The following is a 14,219-nucleotide window of genomic DNA, read 5'->3' as shown; positions in this document are numbered from 1 at the left end:
TCTATGCAAAGGAGGTGCCCGGGCATCGATATCCGGCAGTTGGAATATGTGCTGGAGATCATCCGCCGCAGCAGCTTTACCAAAGCGGCGGAAGCGCTGCACATTACCCAGCCCACCATCAGCAAGGCAGTCAAAAATCTGGAAGAGGAGCTGGGCGTTCCACTCTTCGTCCGTTCGGGCAAAACGCTGGAGCTGACCGACGCCGGCCAGCTTATTGCCGATCAGGCGCAGGATATCGTCCGTTCGTTCAAGCATCTGGAGCTGCAGCTCGGCGATTTGACGAATTTCAAAAAAGGGCATATCCGGATCGGACTGCCTCCGATGGCGGGCGCGAGGTTTTTCCCCGGTATTCTGAGCCGGTTTCGCGACACGTATCCCGGGCTGACGATCCAGCTGGAGGAGGACGGCTCGGTCAAGCTGGCGGAAAAGGTGGAGGACGGCTCGCTGGACGTCGGCGTGGTGCTTTTGCCGGTGGACGCGGGCGTATTCGAATCGTACTCGTTCGTGAACGAACGCTTGCGGGCCGTGCTCCCTCCTTCCCACCCGTTGGCGGGCAGAAAGGAAGTCCGGCTGGCCGAGCTGCAGGACGAGGCGTTCATCTTGTTCCGGGAAGACTTCGCGCTGCACGAGCGGATTATCGAGGCTTGCGACGGCGTCGGCTTCCGGCCCCGGATCTGGTACGAAAGCTCGCAGTGGGATTTTATCTATGAAATGGTCGCCGCAGGAATGGGCGTCGCCCTGCTGCCGGAAAGCATCTGCGGCATGCTCGACCTGAACCGCGTCGCCACGGTCAAGCTGACCGATCCGGCCATTCCATGGCATCTGGGCATGATTTGGCGGAAGGACCGCTATCTGTCGTTTGCCGCGCGGGAGTGGATCCGCTTCTCGAAGGCGCATTTGACGAATCAAGGCAGGCCGTCTCTTTAAATCCATTTCGGAAGGGGTACGTAACTATGGAACGATTTCGTGCACTCGTGGTGGACAAAACGGAGAATCAGTTTACGGTAGGCGTACAATCTCTCAGCTTGGACGATTTGTCGGAAGGCGAGGTGCTCATTCGGGTCGCCTATTCCGGCGTCAATTACAAGGACGGCTTGGCGGCCAGTCCGAAGGGCCGGGTGGTCCGCAGCTATCCTATCGTGCCGGGGATCGATCTCGCCGGGACGGTGGCCGCTTCGAGCGATCCGCGATTTCGCGAAGGCGACGAGGTGCTGGCGACGAGCTATGAGCTCGGCGTAGGGCATTCCGGCGGGTTCAGCGAATATGCGAGGGTTCCCGCCGCATGGGTGATCCCCCTGCCAAAAGGATTGTCCCACCGCGAAGCGATGATTCTCGGAACGTCGGGACTGACGGCGGCGCTGTCGGTCCACCGCATGGAAGAGAACGGCTTGCGCCCCGGGAACGGCCCCGTGCTCGTCGCCGGAGCGACCGGCGGCGTCGGAAGCCACGCCGTCTCGATGCTTGCGGCATTGGGGTACGAGGTCACGGCCAGCACGGGAAAAGCGCAGGAGCATGACTACCTGCGCGGGCTGGGGGCCGCTTCGATCCTCAACCGGGAAGAGCTGTATCCGGAAACGGTCAAGCCCTTGACCAAGGAACGGTGGGCGGGCGCCGTCGATCCGGTGGGCGGAGCTGCGCTGCCGCATATTCTTAGCGCCGTTCGCCGCGGCGGCTCCGTGGCGCTTAGCGGACTGACCGGCGGCGCCGAATTTACGGCGGCCGTATTCCCGTTCATCCTTCGCGGCGTGAACCTGCTCGGCATCGATTCCGCCTACTGCCCGCTCCCGCTCCGGCAGCGGCTCTGGGAACGGATGGCTTCCGATCTGAAGCCGCCGCGGCTCGAAGCGATGGTCCATGCGGAAACGACGCTCGACGGGCTGCCGGACGCTCTGCAGCATATCCTGCAAAGCGGCGTCCGCGGGAAGGTGATTGTGAAGCTGAAGTAAGCGCTCCGCCTGCGGGAAGCGACAACTTCTCTTCGAGAAAGAAAAGCCCGACCGGTCAAACCCGGTCGGGCTTTCGTACGGCTGCCGTCCCAACTGCAAGCCGCTTATCCGGCAGCAGGAAGCTTAACCTTCTGCCCCGGGAAAATCAGGTTCGGGTCGTTGAACTGATTCAGCTCCTGCAGCTTCTGCCACGTGGTGTTGTGCTTCTTGCCGATTTTCCAGAGCGTATCGCCGGACTTCACGATGTACACCCCGCCGTCCGTCGCCGCTGGAGCCGCCGGAGCAGGCTTTGCAGCTTCCGGTGCCGGTGCTGGCGTCGTCGGTGTAGGAACGGCCGGTACCGTTGGCGCAGGAGGCGCCGGTGGCGTTACCGTGCCGGATGCCTTTTTGACCGCGATGCGGCCTTCGACCTGCGGGTTCACTTCGCCCTTCTTCTGGAAGTACTTGATCAGCGATTCCTCCAGCGAAGAATAGTCGCCCGCGAGCGGGTAGTCCTTGAACATCTTGTAATCATCTCCGCCTGCAGCCATAAAGTCGTTCGTCGCGAGCAGATACATTTTGTCCGGGTCAATCGGCTGGCCTTTCACTTTGACCCCGGATACCCGTTGGCCTTTCGGCTGCGCAGGATCGAGCTCGAAGGTAATGCCGCCGACCTGCGGGAAGCCGCCGAGCGGGTCCGGATAAGCGGATACGCCGTGCTCCAAGGCGGCTACGATGTCGGAGCCCTTCACTTTTTTCGTCTGAATGTAGTTGCCGAACGGCAGTACGGTGATGACCTGCCCCTTCGTAATCGGGCCTGCGGCGATCGAATCGCGGATGCCGCCGCCGTTCGTGATGGCGACGTCGGCGCCCGTCTCGTCGATCATCGCGTCGGCGATCAGGTTGCCGAGATTCGACTCGCCCTTGCGCACGACTTCGCGGTCCCCGACGAGCTTGACGGAGGTGGAGCCCACTTTTTGCTGCAGCACTTTCTCCTGCTCTTTTTTCACGGAATGAATAATCTCCAGAACGGCCGGGTCGCCCGGCGTCTTGTCCTCGTCGGCGGCTTTTTTCGTGATCAGGCTGGACACCTTGTCCTTCAGCTTCCCGTTCTCGAACGTCAGGTCGACGCGACCGAATTGCTTAAGATACTCACCGGTCTGGGCGATCAGCACGTTGCCGACCTTCATGCCCGTATCCAGCTTCGTATGGCTATGTCCGTCGATGATGACGTCGATGTCCGGCACCTGCTCGGCCACCTTGATGCTCGTGTCGATGCTGGACTTGTCGACGCCGAGATGCGTCAGCGCAATAATCGCGTCGACTTTGCCTTTCAGCTCTCCTACAATCGCCTTCGCCTCGACGGCAGGGTCCGTGAACGTGAGGCCCGCGACGTTGTTCGGATGCGTTTTATAAGCGGTTTCAGGCGTCGTCAAGCCGAAAATGCCCAGCTTGATGCCGTCCACTTCCTTGATCACGTAAGGGTTCAAAATGCGGGTGCCGTCCGCTTTTTTCGTATTGGCGCTCAGCACCGGAAATTTCGCTTTGCCCGCCAGCTCCACAAGCCGCTCGTAGCCGTAGTTGAAATCGTGGTTGCCCGCGGCCATGGCGTTGTATCCTGCGGCATTCATGATGTTCACGATGCTTTCTCCGCGAACCAGATTCGCAATCGTTTGCCCGTGGAACGTATCGCCGGCATCCAGCACAAGCGAATTCGGGTTCGTTTTCGCGTACTCCTTGATGAGCGCGGCCATTTTGGCGAAGCCGATCCCTTCCTTGCTCTCGTCCACCCGGGAATGCGTGTCGTTCGTGTGGAAAAGCGTAATTTTCGTCGTGCCCTTCTTGCCGCCCGCGTCCGCTGCCGACGTTTCCGCCGCCGCTGCCGGGGCTGCCGCCGATACGAGCATGAGCGCGGCCAGCGCCGGGGACATCCATTTTTTCCAACCCTTCATTCGAAGCTTCTCCTCCCAATCGAATCAGTTTGGCATGTCCCTTTTAGTTTAGCACAGATATATAAATGGAAATTCTGCCCTGTGTAAATTTTTCGTAAATTAAAACGGTTCGATGGGGGAAGCAGACCCGGCCATGTATAAAAAACACAATTGTGTTTTTTCAACTGGTATCATACAATGAAAATGCTTAATTTTGGCAAAAGGGGAACGTAACACATGTTTGGAAGGTTGGCAAAAGGCTTGCTCGCGGGCTGCATCGCGGTCGGGATTATCGCCGGTTCGGTGTATCAATGGGGGAGCTATCCGTATGCGGACCAGGTCGCGGTGCTGGCCTATCATCATTTGGACGATACGGATCGGAGCAACGTCACGATCACACCGGAGCTGTTCCGCAAGCAAATGAGCTACTTGAAGGAAAAAGGCTATAAGTTCCTGACGGTATCGGAATTCCGCGATTTCATGAACGGCAAGGAGGTGCCCCGGCAATCGGTGCTCGTTACGTTTGACGATGGCTACGAAAGCTTCTATACGCACGGATACCCGATTCTCAAGGAGCTTGGCATACCTGCGGTCAACTTTGTCGTGACCAAGGATTTGGCCGATCCGAAGGCGCCTACCTTAACCGCTTTGTCCGAGGAGCAAATCCGGCAAATGGCCTCGGAAACGGACTTTATCGATTTTCAATGTCATTCGCACGATCTGCATCAAAAAGTGGACGGCAATCCGCTGCTCACCAGCCTGCTGCATACGGAAGGCCGAATTGAAACGGTGGCCGAATACGGCGAGCGGATTCTGAAGGATACCCGGGCTTGCGTAAGCCGGCTCCATGCCCTTCATCTGCAGGACGTGGATATGTACGCCTACCCGTACGGCATGTACGACCGGCAGGCATCGGAACTGGTCGGGCAGGCCGGCATTCGCTACGCTTTTACGGTAAAAAGCGGCATGGTGACGCGAAAGGACGACGTCATGCAAATTCCGCGCATCAATGCCGGGAATCCGAGCATTACGCCGGAAAAGCTGCACCGCACGATCATGCGCCGCGCCGTGAAGGCGAAACTTCCTTCTTTTGGAAGCGGGGAATAAGGCAGGTTAGTTTAGCGACGAAAGCTCGGCGTCCCGCTTCCTCCGTCTTCATGGCGGCCGTCGAACCACAGCTTGCGGTAATCGACCCAGCCGAGCGAGCTGATCGAGACGTCCCGCAGTCCTGGCGGGTACAAGGCGGACTGCTGCCAGCGGTACCACAGGACGACGGCTCGCTCCCGCAGGAGCGCTTCTTCCAGCCGGCCGAGCAGCTCTAACCGGCGAGTGCGGGAAGGCTCCCCGGGAAGCTCGGCGCACAGACGACCGGCCCATTCACTCAGCTCCGGAGGCAAGCAGCGCCTTACGGGGCTGTTTGCGTTTGCCAGCAGGGCGAGCAGCGTCCACTCCGCATCCTCTTGCACCGGCTGCTCCAGCAGATACAAATCCGCCGCAGCGAGCGTTTCTTCCTCGAACAAAGCCTCGTACGGCACAAACGAAAGCTCCAGGCGAACGCCGTGCGGAGCGAGCGCCCGCTGCAGCCACGCCGCATCCCGCTCGTGGCCCGCTCCGGCGTACGTGACGAGCCGCAGCGTCAGTTCGCGCCTGCACGCCGGGGTTCCGTAGGCATGACGAGATGTGGCATGAAGGCCGCTGCTCTGGCCATCCTTACGGTCTGGTGCATGAGGCGAAGCTGTGGCGTCGGCGCTTCCCTCCAAGTCCCGGATAAACCGGTTTGCCAACGGACCCCGGTTGCCGTCCAGCTCTAACTGGACCGAACCGCTTCGCAGCACGGCGGCCAGCAGCTCCCGCAGTCCGGCGTCCGCCCAAGGCGAGGCGGGGCCGCCACGCCAATTCAGTACGATAAACTTACAGCCCCGGTCGATGTTCGTTTCCTCCAGCCAGTGCTCCTGCAATCGGCTCTCTCCGCTTTCGCGGTTAGGACGGAAGTGGCGGAAGTTCAATCCGCCCAGCTCGGCTTCGTCCTCGGCCTCCGAAGCTTCATTGCCGTCGTAAGCGGATGGCAAGCACCACATCTCCACGCGGTCCAAATGCGCCCTACGCTTGTAATAATCCGCAAATGCCTCAAGCGCAAGGAACCGGCTCTCCCGTTCCGCCAAGCGGAACGGTCCCGTGCCGACAGGCCGGAAAGCAAAATCCGCCGTCAGCCCGGCCGGAACGATGGAGGCCGCCGGAGAGGCAAGCAGCCCGAGCAAAAAGCCGAGCGGCTTTCGAAGCCGGATTTCCAGACGGAATTCGTCCAAGGCCGCGACGGCTTCGAGCCCTTCGTACAACGGCGCATAGGGCGACTGCGGCTGACCGGCGGTGCCGCGAAGCCGCTCCAAGGTGTAGGCGGCATCCCGGGCCGTCAACGGTTTTCCGTTATGGAAGCGCACATGCTTTTGAAGCGCGAATATCCAGCGCTCGCGGCTTTCCTCGTCCGCCGCCCGCTCCCAGTGATGAGCCAGCCCCGGCAAAAAGCGGTCTGTCCCCCGGTCACACCTTACCAACGTATCGAACAACTGCCTGATCATATGCAGCTCCGTACGCCGCGTCGTATAGGCCGGGTCCAACGGGCCGAGCTGCCGGTAGGACGGGAAACGGAGCACCTCGACGGGTCCCGCTTTCTCGTCCGGCGCCGGTTCCCTGCGGTACCCGAACGCCTCCTGCAGCAGCTCCGCGAGCTGTCTGCGGCCGTCCGGCGTGTCCGGGCCCAGCTCCGCCAAAGCCATAGCCTCGCGGAGCCGTCCATGGGCCAGCCGCTCCTTCACCTGCTCCAGCAGCAGCCTGTCGGGCTCCGCCCGTAGCTCCAGACGCGAACGGTTGCCGCGACCGCGTCCCGGTTCCCACCTGATCCACTCTCGCGCCTTCATCCCCCGAAGCAGCAGCTTCACGTTGCGCTCCGTGCAGTGAAGCACTCCGGCCAGCTCCGCCAGCGTCGCTTCCGTTCCGCCATCCAAGCCCCGGGGGCGCAGCCCCCGGTACAGCTTCAAGTAATGCTCCTCCAGCCGCATCGCCCTCCGACTCCTTCTTCCATTTCATAGTGTATCTACGAACCAAAAGGGGAAATGATTTGCTCCCAGTTTACACTTTTTATTCCCCTTTTTCCATTTACAATTAGAGCTACGTCAACGCACAAAAAAGGGGCTGTTTGCATGAAAGCACAGGAGCCGTCCGTCCGCGCGATCGCTTGGGTGACCGCAGTCTGCCTGCTCGGCGATTCCATGCTCTATATCGTGCTTGCGGTGTACTGGCAGCATTACGGCTTGGACGCCCTCTGGCAGGTCGGAGTTCTGCTGTCGGTCAACCGCTTCGTCCGTCTGCCGCTCGGGCCGCTGATCGGCTGGCTGTACAGCCGGCTGCCGAAGCGAACCGGCGTGCTTGCCGCCGTCGCTCTGGCCTGCGCCACGACGCTGGCGTTCGGCTTCTTCAGCGGCTTCGCGCCGCTGCTTGCGGCACGGGCCTTATGGGGCGCAGCCTGGTCGATGCTGCGCATCGGCGGCTACCTGACGGTGCTGGAGGCCAGCGGCAGCGGCGAACAGCGCGGACAGCTGCTCGGCCGCTACAACGGGATCATGGGCGTCGGCAGCCTCGTCGGGATGCTGGCCGGCGGCCTGCTCGCCGACCTGCTCGGCGTACGCGCGGTGGCGCTGCTGCTCGGCACGGTCACGCTGGCCGGCCTGCCGTTCGCATGGCGCTTCGTACCGCCCACCGTCACGCCGTCCGCCCCGCCGCGTTCAGACGCTTCGGTACCGCGGCAGCCGCGGCTGGCTGCCGCAGCGCTCCTGCCGCTGCTGTCCGGCTTCACGACCGCGCTCGTCTTCTTCGGCTTGCTGATGTCCGCCCTCAGTCCGCTCATCGCCGCCCGCCTGCCGGACCGCGGCACGCTCACGCTCGCGGGCTTCACGCTCGGCGCAGCCTCCGCCGCCGGCGCTCTGCAGGCTCTGCGCTGGGGCTGGTCGCCCTTCCTGTCTCCCTGGTTCGGGAGACAGGCGGACGGCCCCCGCGGCCGCCTGCCGCTTTACCTCGCCGCGCTCGGTCTGGCGGCTGCCGCCTTCGCGCTGCTGGCGCTGCCGCTGCCCTTCGGCCTCTGGCTTGCGGTCCTGCTCGCGGTGATGCTGGCGAATACCGCCATCACCACGCTCTCGGACACGCTCGCCGCCGACGCCGCCGCGGGCAGCCGCGCCGTCGCGTACATGACGACGTATACGATCGTCGTCGATATCGGGGCCGCGCTCGGTCCGCTGGCCTCCTTCGTCCTGCTGGGCGCGTTCGGCCCCGGAGGCGTAGGCTTCGCCTGCGCCGCACTGATGGCGCTCACCGCCGCAGCCTGGCTCATTTTTCATCGCAGACCGCGTATGCTATAATGTGCGGCAAAAGGACAACAAAGGAGCGAATCGAGATGCAGCGGTTCGAAGCGGTGCTGCACCGGCCCGAAGGGACGGGGACGTGGACGTACTTCACGCTGCCCTTTTCCGTGGAAGCCGTCTTCGGCAGCAAAGGACAAGTCAAGGTAAAAGGAACGGTCAATGGCGTGCCGTACCGAAGCTCCGCGATGCCGCATGGCAACGGCACCCACTACATGGTCGTAGGCAAAGCGATCCGCGATGAGGCCGGGGTCGCGCCAGGCGATACGGTGCAGGTCACGATGGAGCCGGACACGGAAGAGCGGACCGTCGGGGTGCCCGGAGATCTGGCCGACGCTCTGCGCCAAACGGCGGAAGCCGCGGCCCGATTCGACCAGCTGGCGTATTCGCACCGGAAAGAGTTCGTGGACTGGATCGAGTCGGCCAAGCGGCCGGAAACGCGGGCCAGCCGGATCGGAAAAACCGTAGCGATGGTGCTGGAAGGAAAAAGGCCCAAGGGATAACGGGCGCTAAGAGGGGGTGCAGCATGGAACTGACAGAAGTAATGACCCGGCTTGAAGCGCTGGGCACGGAGCAAAACCGCAAAGTGTACCGAAAACACGGCGCCAAAGAGCCGCTATTCGGCGTCAGCTTCGGCAATCTGGACAAGCTGAAAAAAGAGATGAAAACGAACGACGCCTTGGCCGAACAGCTCTGGAACACGGGAAATACGGACGCCCGGACGCTGGCCGTCATGATCGCCGATCCGAAAACCCGAACGCTTGAGCAGTTGGAACGGTGGCTGAGCGATATCGACTATTACTGCTTGACGGATATGCTGGTGACCCATCTGGCAAGCAAATCCCCTTTGCTGCCAGAGCTTCTGGAGCGTTGGACGGCTTCGGACCGGGAATGGGTCGGACGGGCCGGCTGGCAGCTCATGGCGCACGCCGCCATGAAGAGCAAAACGCTCGGCGAGGACTACTTTCTCCGGCAGCTGGAGCGCATCGAAGCCCGCATCCATTCCAGCCCCAATCGCACCCGCGATGCGATGAACGCCGCCCTGATCGCGATCGGAATGCGCGGCGAAGCTTTGGAAGCCGCGGCCTTGGCAGCCGCAGCCCGCATCGGCAAGGTCGAGGTCGACCATGGCGATACGGGCTGCAAGACGCCGGACGCGGCGGCTTACATCGCGAAGGCAAAGAGCCGGAAGCGTTGACCGCCGCACGAAGCACGGACACAAGCAAAGGAGCGCATCGCCGCAGAAGGGATGCGCTCCTTTTTATCCTAACGTGCACCTCTCCGGCGCGTGTTGCGGCGTTGCACGGCGGGTGAGCGGCTCTCATGGGCGGACGACGGGACGTATCCCGGGGAAAAAAGTATGTGCAGGCGCAGAGCTTATTGGAAAATAGAGGAACGCCAGTTCCTTTATTTTCACCATCGTGAAGTAGTTAGGCAAAATAGAGGAACGCACGTTCGCTAAACATCCGATTTGAGGTGGAACAAATAAAATTCGACAAGAATAACGAATCCGGGTTCCGCTACTTCCCACAACCTCTTCGACTCCGGCCATATAAAGGAACTGTGGTTCCTTTATATGGAAACCACTGCACTCATCGCGCTCAGAAACGCTGCCAAGAGAGCGGCAAAGCGAAGACTCCCAGCCTCGGACCGCTTGTCCCCCTGCTCCTGCCTTACTGCGCCGCAGCCAGGATCGAACGCTTATCCCCTGCCTTACTGCTATCAGGATCGCACGCCATCTTCCCACGCCTCACTCCGCAGCACCCGGCAGCGCTCGCCCTCTCCCCCGCCTTACTCCACAGCAGCAGGCAGCGCTCGCTTCTTCCCACGCCTTACTCCACAGCAGCAGGCAGCACTCGCTTCTTCCCCCCGCCTTACTCCGCAGCAACCGGCAGCGCTCGCCCTATTCCCCGCCTTACTCCCCAGCAGCAGGCAGCGCTCGCTTCTTCCCACGCCTCACTCCGCCGCAACCGGCAGCGCTCGCCCTCTCCCCCGCCTTACTCCACAGCAGCAGGCAGCGCTCGCTTCTTCCCACGCCTTACTCCACAGCAGCAGGCAGCGCTCGCCCTCTCCCCCGCCTTACTCCACAGCAGCAGGCAGCGCTCGCCCTCTCCCCCGCCTTACTCCACAGCACCCGGCAGCGCTCGCCTCCTCCCTCCGCCTTACTGCGCCGCAGCCGGGATCGGCCGCCGCATCAGCTCCAGCCGTTCGAAGCCGTACTGCTCATACAGCCCGTGAGCGTCCTTGGTGCCAAGGACCATCCGGGTATCCCGCACCGCCGGATGCTCCACCAGAAACTGCATCAGCGACTTGCCGAGCCCACGGCCCCGGTGATCGGGGTGCACGATCACGTCGCAAACCCAGGTGAACGTGGCGTAATCCGTCACCACCCGCATGAAGCCCACCTGCGTCTCCCCATGGTAAAGGCCGAAGCAGAGCGAGTTTTCAAGGCTGCGCAGCACCGTCTCCCTGCTTCGGTGCGCAGCCCAGTAGCTTGTCTGCAAAAGCGCATAGATGACATCCGGCTCCAGCTCCTCCCAGCTATCGTTAATGCGGTACGGCAGTGTATCGTGCTTCCATTCCATCTGTACCCCTCCTGGTTGATTTGGTTTCGTTCATGTCGTTCAGTATAATGGAGACAGATGACACCGGCATACTTTTTTCTCTCATCTGTACCCGTACAAAATCAAGGAGGACTCTGCGCATGAGCACGAGCATGAACATGAATACGAGCACGGGGAGTACGGGCTGCAAGTTCGAAGCCATCAAAGCGGACATCCAGCGCAAGCTCGCTTCCGGCGGCATCCGGCCGGGCGCCAAGCTGCCTTCGATCCGCGACGTTTCCGTCCAGTACGGATGCAGCAAAAATACGGCCATACGCGCGTACGACGAGCTGGAACGGGAACACTTGATTTATTCGGTTCCCAAAAGCGGCTATTACGCCGTCGTCCGTTCCGAACAACCCTCCTCCGCCGAGCAGTTGGAGCGAATCGACCTCGCCACCGCAACGCCGGACCCGGCGGTTATGCCGTATGCGGACTTCCAGCATTGCTTGGACCAAGCGATCGAGCTGTATCAGGACCGGCTGTTCTCGTATGCGGACCCGCTCGGTTTTAGGTCGCTCCGGCAGGCGCTGCAGAAGCATCTGACCACGGCGCAAGTCTTCGCCGAACCGGAGCGGATTGCCGTCGTCTCCGGCTCGCAGCAGGCGATTCACATGCTGGCCAGCATGCCTTTTCCGAACGGCAAGACGGCCATTCTCGTCGAGCAGCCCACCTACTTCGGCATGCTCCGCACGCTGGAGCTGCTGGGCATGACGGCCATCGGCATCGCCCGCACCGACGAAGGCATCGATCTGGACGAGCTGGAGCGGCATTTTCGGACGAACACAATCAAATTTTTTTATACCGTGCCGCGTTATCACAACCCGATGGGAACGAGCCTGAGCCAGGAGCAAAAGCAGGCCATCGCCCGGCTGGCCGAGCGCTACGACGTCTACATCGTGGAAGACGATTACTTGGCCGATCTGGAAACGAAGCGCCGCGCGGACCCGATCTACAGCCTGAACCGCTCCGGCCATGTCATTTATGTCAAAAGCTTCTCCAAAGTAACGCTGCCCGGTCTGCGGCTCGGTACGGCCGTCGTGCCCCAGCCGCTGCTTGAGACGTTCCGCCTGTTCAAGACGTCTACCGATTCGAGCACGTCCGCCTTATCCCAAGCGGCGCTGGAGCTGTACTTGACGTGCGGCATGTTCGACCGCCACGCCGCGCAGATGCGCGAGCATTACCGCACACGGATGGAGGCACTCCGTACGGCGGCCGCCCGTTACCTGCCGCAGGAGGTCGGCCTGCGCGTGCCGGACGGCGGCGTCTTTGCCCGGCTGCTCGTGCCGCTGCCGCTTGAAGCAGACGATCTGCTGGCGGCGCTGAAGCAGCAGAACGTCGCAGCCTTGCCCACCGCGCGAAGCTATCTGCGCACGTTCGCGAAAGACAACGGCCTGCGCCTGAGCGTCATGCGCGCGAACGAAGCGCAGATCGACGAAGCGGTCCGCCGCATCGCCGACTGGATCGGGCAGGCGCGCCGCCGCAAGCCGCAGCTGCAATGGGAACCGGTCGTGGACTGGATCTAGACGAGAAAGGGGATAACCAAGTGGCCTACGAGGAACGCCTGCCGCACGAGCGGCTCCAGCCTTTTATCAAATGCTTGTGGCGCTTGGAGCGTACCTATGACCAGACGAATGCTGCCAACGACGGCGAAGTGCTTTGGCCCGACGGATGCGTCGAGCTCATTTTTCATTACGGCGCGCGGTATTCCAACGATCAGGCGGATCTGCCCCGGGCATTCCTGATCGGAACGCTGTCGCGGTACCATCACCTGAAGACGCACGGCGCCGTCCGCTTGTTCGGCGTCCGGCTGCTGCCCTGGGGACTGCGCGCTTTTCCCGCCTTCCGGCAGACGGCCCACAAGGACCGGATGCTCCCGCTGAGCGACGTGATCGACCCGGCACGGACGCAAAGCCTGGAACGGCAGCTGGAGCAGGCCGGCCCGGACCAAGGCATGCGGCTGCTCGAAGCCTTCCTGCTGGCCGAGCTGGAGCCGGGAGGCCTGGACCTTCGCTTGCTCGGCGTTTTGGCGAAGCTGTACCGGGAGCCGCTAACGTATGACGTTCCCGCCGCGGCCAAGGAAAGCGGCTATTCGCTGCGTCAGTTCGAGCGCATTTGCTCCAGGCTCACAGGCATGCCGCCGAAGCAGCTCAGCAGAGCGTCCCGCTTCAATCAGGCGCGGCTCCGGATTTTTTTCAATCCGGCCGTCGATTTGCATGAATGCATGACCCATTTCGGATACTACGACTATGCGCATTTTTCCAAAGACTTCAAGCAGTGTCTCGGCATCACGCCCAGCGAATACCAGAAATGGATTCTGCGCCTGCGGAAAGGCATGCGGAAAACAAAGGATGTCGTTTTTTTACAAGACGAGAGCCCGAACGGGATGCTATAGTTCTAGCAGTCGAAGCTCTTGAACCACGCGAAGGAGGACAAGTCATGATTAAAAAAATGGCAACGGCTGCCGTTTATGTGGAGGACCAGCAAAAAGCGAAAGCGTTCTGGACGGAGAAGGTCGGCTTCGAGGTTGTAGCCGAGCGCCCAATGATGCCGGGAGCGAGCTGGCTGGAGGTGGCGCCGAAGGGAGCGGAATCCGCGCTGGTGCTCTATCCGAAAAGCATGATGAAGAACTGGGCCGAGCTGAGACCCTCCATCGTATTCGAATGCGACGATGTCGAGAAGACCTACGAGACGATGAAAGCGAACGGGGTCGCCTTCGAGGGCGAGCTGCAAAAAATGCAGTGGGGCACCTTCGCCACCTTCCTCGACGAGGACGGCAATTCATTCTTGATCAAAGGCTAGAAAAAAAGAGACCGCCCAAACGCCGAAACGTTTGAGCGGTTCTCATCGTTTAAGGCATACTCCGAACCGTGCGGACGGACGCGCGCTGTTCTCATTTCCCCGCCGTATACTCGGCTACGACCGAGTCCGAATTCAGCCTCCCGCTCACCGCCTTGATCACGAACCGATACGATTGAGATGGGTCCTTTTTCGCTACGGTATAGCTGTAGGCGGTCGTTCCGTCAGAATGACGGACTGTGTCCGTCCAGTTCGGGCCCACTGCATCGTTCTGCTCGTAAATGCGGTAGCACCCTCCACGGCCGATCCCGTGCCCGGAGCGTTCCAAGTCAGCTTGACTTGCCCGTCCGCCGTCAGCGTCGCTTTGGCGTTTTCCACCTTGTTCGGCTTCACCGCCGTTTTCTTAATGCTGTAGGCGTCGTATAGCTCCGTGCTTCCGCCCTTCGTCGTCGTATAAGCTCGGAAAGACAGCGTATCGTCCCGGACGGTTACCCCGGTGAACATCTGCTTTTTCGGCTGGCCGGATACGGCCGCGTACGGTAAATCCTGATC

Annotated in this window: 13 protein-coding genes; 9 read left to right on the top strand and 4 right to left on the bottom strand. The window is 61.4% G+C overall.

Annotated features, from left to right (window positions below):
* Nucleotides 1–24 precede the first annotated feature (24 nt).
* Both PEH01S_RS00785 and PEH01S_RS00780 read left to right on the top strand, forming a co-directional pair.
* Nucleotides 25–927, top strand: a complete 903-nt coding sequence (locus tag PEH01S_RS00785; RefSeq protein ID WP_025850776.1) for a LysR family transcriptional regulator — start codon at nucleotides 25–27, stop codon at nucleotides 925–927.
* A 26-nt stretch (nucleotides 928–953) separates the two neighbouring features.
* Nucleotides 954–1,946, top strand: a complete 993-nt coding sequence (locus tag PEH01S_RS00780; protein WP_025850777.1) for an acrylyl-CoA reductase family protein — start codon at nucleotides 954–956, stop codon at nucleotides 1,944–1,946.
* Nucleotides 1,947–2,050: 104 nt separating this feature from the next.
* Here the strand turns inward: PEH01S_RS00780 and PEH01S_RS00775 are convergent, their stop codons facing one another.
* Nucleotides 2,051–3,877, bottom strand: coding sequence for a 5'-nucleotidase C-terminal domain-containing protein (locus PEH01S_RS00775; protein WP_127483603.1), 1,827 nt, complete (start codon nucleotides 3,875–3,877; stop codon nucleotides 2,051–2,053).
* A gap of 216 nt (nucleotides 3,878–4,093) precedes the next feature.
* Here PEH01S_RS00775 and PEH01S_RS00770 point away from each other — a divergent pair, with 216 nt between their 5' ends.
* The gene (locus tag PEH01S_RS00770) at nucleotides 4,094–4,963 is read left to right on the top strand and encodes a polysaccharide deacetylase family protein (RefSeq protein ID WP_127483602.1); all 870 of its coding nucleotides are present in this window, start codon (nucleotides 4,094–4,096) and stop codon (nucleotides 4,961–4,963) included.
* An 11-nt stretch (nucleotides 4,964–4,974) separates the two neighbouring features.
* Here PEH01S_RS00770 and PEH01S_RS00765 read toward each other — a convergent pair whose 3' ends face one another.
* A complete protein-coding gene (locus PEH01S_RS00765; RefSeq protein WP_127483601.1) occupies nucleotides 4,975–6,912 on the bottom strand; it encodes an ABC transporter substrate-binding protein in 1,938 nt (645 codons plus the stop codon).
* Between the two features lie 141 nt (nucleotides 6,913–7,053).
* Here PEH01S_RS00765 and PEH01S_RS00760 point away from each other — a divergent pair, with 141 nt between their 5' ends.
* From PEH01S_RS00760 to PEH01S_RS00750, 3 genes are read left to right on the top strand one after another with little or no spacing between them, the layout of a single operon-like run.
* A complete protein-coding gene (locus tag PEH01S_RS00760) occupies nucleotides 7,054–8,265 on the top strand; it encodes an MFS transporter (RefSeq protein ID WP_127483600.1) in 1,212 nt (403 codons plus the stop codon).
* 35 nt (nucleotides 8,266–8,300) lie between these two features.
* Entirely contained in the window at nucleotides 8,301–8,768 is a 468-nt protein-coding gene (locus PEH01S_RS00755; protein ID WP_164827604.1) for a YdeI/OmpD-associated family protein, read from the top strand.
* 23 nt (nucleotides 8,769–8,791) lie between these two features.
* Nucleotides 8,792–9,463, top strand: a complete 672-nt coding sequence (locus PEH01S_RS00750) for a DNA alkylation repair protein (RefSeq protein WP_025850783.1) — start codon at nucleotides 8,792–8,794, stop codon at nucleotides 9,461–9,463.
* A gap of 964 nt (nucleotides 9,464–10,427) precedes the next feature.
* Here PEH01S_RS00750 and PEH01S_RS00745 read toward each other — a convergent pair.
* Nucleotides 10,428–10,850 carry a GNAT family N-acetyltransferase gene (locus PEH01S_RS00745; protein WP_127483598.1) on the bottom strand — a complete coding sequence of 141 codons (423 nt, stop codon included), beginning with the start codon at nucleotides 10,848–10,850 and terminating at the stop codon, nucleotides 10,428–10,430.
* Nucleotides 10,851–10,969: 119 nt separating this feature from the next.
* Here PEH01S_RS00745 and PEH01S_RS00740 point away from each other — a divergent pair, with 119 nt between their 5' ends.
* The 3 genes from PEH01S_RS00740 to PEH01S_RS00730 are packed head-to-tail and all read left to right on the top strand — an operon-like array spanning nucleotide 10,970 to nucleotide 13,670.
* Complete coding sequence (locus PEH01S_RS00740; protein WP_246062746.1) at nucleotides 10,970–12,394, top strand: aminotransferase-like domain-containing protein; 1,425 nt, start codon at nucleotides 10,970–10,972, stop codon at nucleotides 12,392–12,394.
* Nucleotides 12,395–12,414: 20 nt separating this feature from the next.
* On the top strand, nucleotides 12,415–13,263 hold the full coding sequence (locus PEH01S_RS00735; protein ID WP_164827602.1) for an AraC family transcriptional regulator: 849 nt from the start codon (nucleotides 12,415–12,417) through the stop codon (nucleotides 13,261–13,263).
* Between the two features lie 44 nt (nucleotides 13,264–13,307).
* Nucleotides 13,308–13,670, top strand: coding sequence for a VOC family protein (locus PEH01S_RS00730; protein WP_127483596.1), 363 nt, complete (start codon nucleotides 13,308–13,310; stop codon nucleotides 13,668–13,670).
* A gap of 192 nt (nucleotides 13,671–13,862) precedes the next feature.
* Here the strand turns inward: PEH01S_RS00730 and PEH01S_RS00725 are convergent, their stop codons facing one another.
* Entirely contained in the window at nucleotides 13,863–14,171 is a 309-nt protein-coding gene (locus PEH01S_RS00725) for a hypothetical protein (RefSeq protein ID WP_127483595.1), read from the bottom strand.
* Nucleotides 14,172–14,219: the final 48 nt, after the last annotated feature.

The sequence above is a fragment of the Paenibacillus ehimensis NBRC 15659 genome, assembly GCF_004000785.1.
Taxonomy (GTDB): domain Bacteria; phylum Bacillota; class Bacilli; order Paenibacillales; family NBRC-103111; genus Paenibacillus_G; species Paenibacillus_G ehimensis.
The sequence above is the reverse complement of the archived record's forward strand: the minus strand, read 5'-3'. Positions and strand labels throughout refer to the sequence as shown.

Excerpts from the sequence above, each read along its gene's own strand:
- PEH01S_RS00725 (WP_127483595.1), bottom strand. The coding sequence starts at position 14,171 with ATGTTCACCGGGGTAACCGTCCGGGACGATACGCTGTCTTTCCGAGCT.
- PEH01S_RS00775 (WP_127483603.1), bottom strand. The coding sequence starts at position 3,877 with ATGAAGGGTTGGAAAAAATGGATGTCCCCGGCGCTGGCCGCGCTCATG.
- PEH01S_RS00745 (WP_127483598.1), bottom strand. The coding sequence starts at position 10,850 with ATGGAATGGAAGCACGATACACTGCCGTACCGCATTAACGATAGCTGG.
- PEH01S_RS00765 (WP_127483601.1), bottom strand. The coding sequence starts at position 6,912 with ATGCGGCTGGAGGAGCATTACTTGAAGCTGTACCGGGGGCTGCGCCCC.
- PEH01S_RS00750 (WP_025850783.1), top strand. The coding sequence starts at position 8,792 with ATGGAACTGACAGAAGTAATGACCCGGCTTGAAGCGCTGGGCACGGAG.
- PEH01S_RS00770 (WP_127483602.1), top strand. The coding sequence starts at position 4,094 with ATGTTTGGAAGGTTGGCAAAAGGCTTGCTCGCGGGCTGCATCGCGGTC.
- PEH01S_RS00730 (WP_127483596.1), top strand. The coding sequence starts at position 13,308 with ATGATTAAAAAAATGGCAACGGCTGCCGTTTATGTGGAGGACCAGCAA.
- PEH01S_RS00740 (WP_246062746.1), top strand. The coding sequence starts at position 10,970 with ATGAGCACGAGCATGAACATGAATACGAGCACGGGGAGTACGGGCTGC.
- PEH01S_RS00780 (WP_025850777.1), top strand. The coding sequence starts at position 954 with ATGGAACGATTTCGTGCACTCGTGGTGGACAAAACGGAGAATCAGTTT.
- PEH01S_RS00755 (WP_164827604.1), top strand. The coding sequence starts at position 8,301 with ATGCAGCGGTTCGAAGCGGTGCTGCACCGGCCCGAAGGGACGGGGACG.
- PEH01S_RS00760 (WP_127483600.1), top strand. The coding sequence starts at position 7,054 with ATGAAAGCACAGGAGCCGTCCGTCCGCGCGATCGCTTGGGTGACCGCA.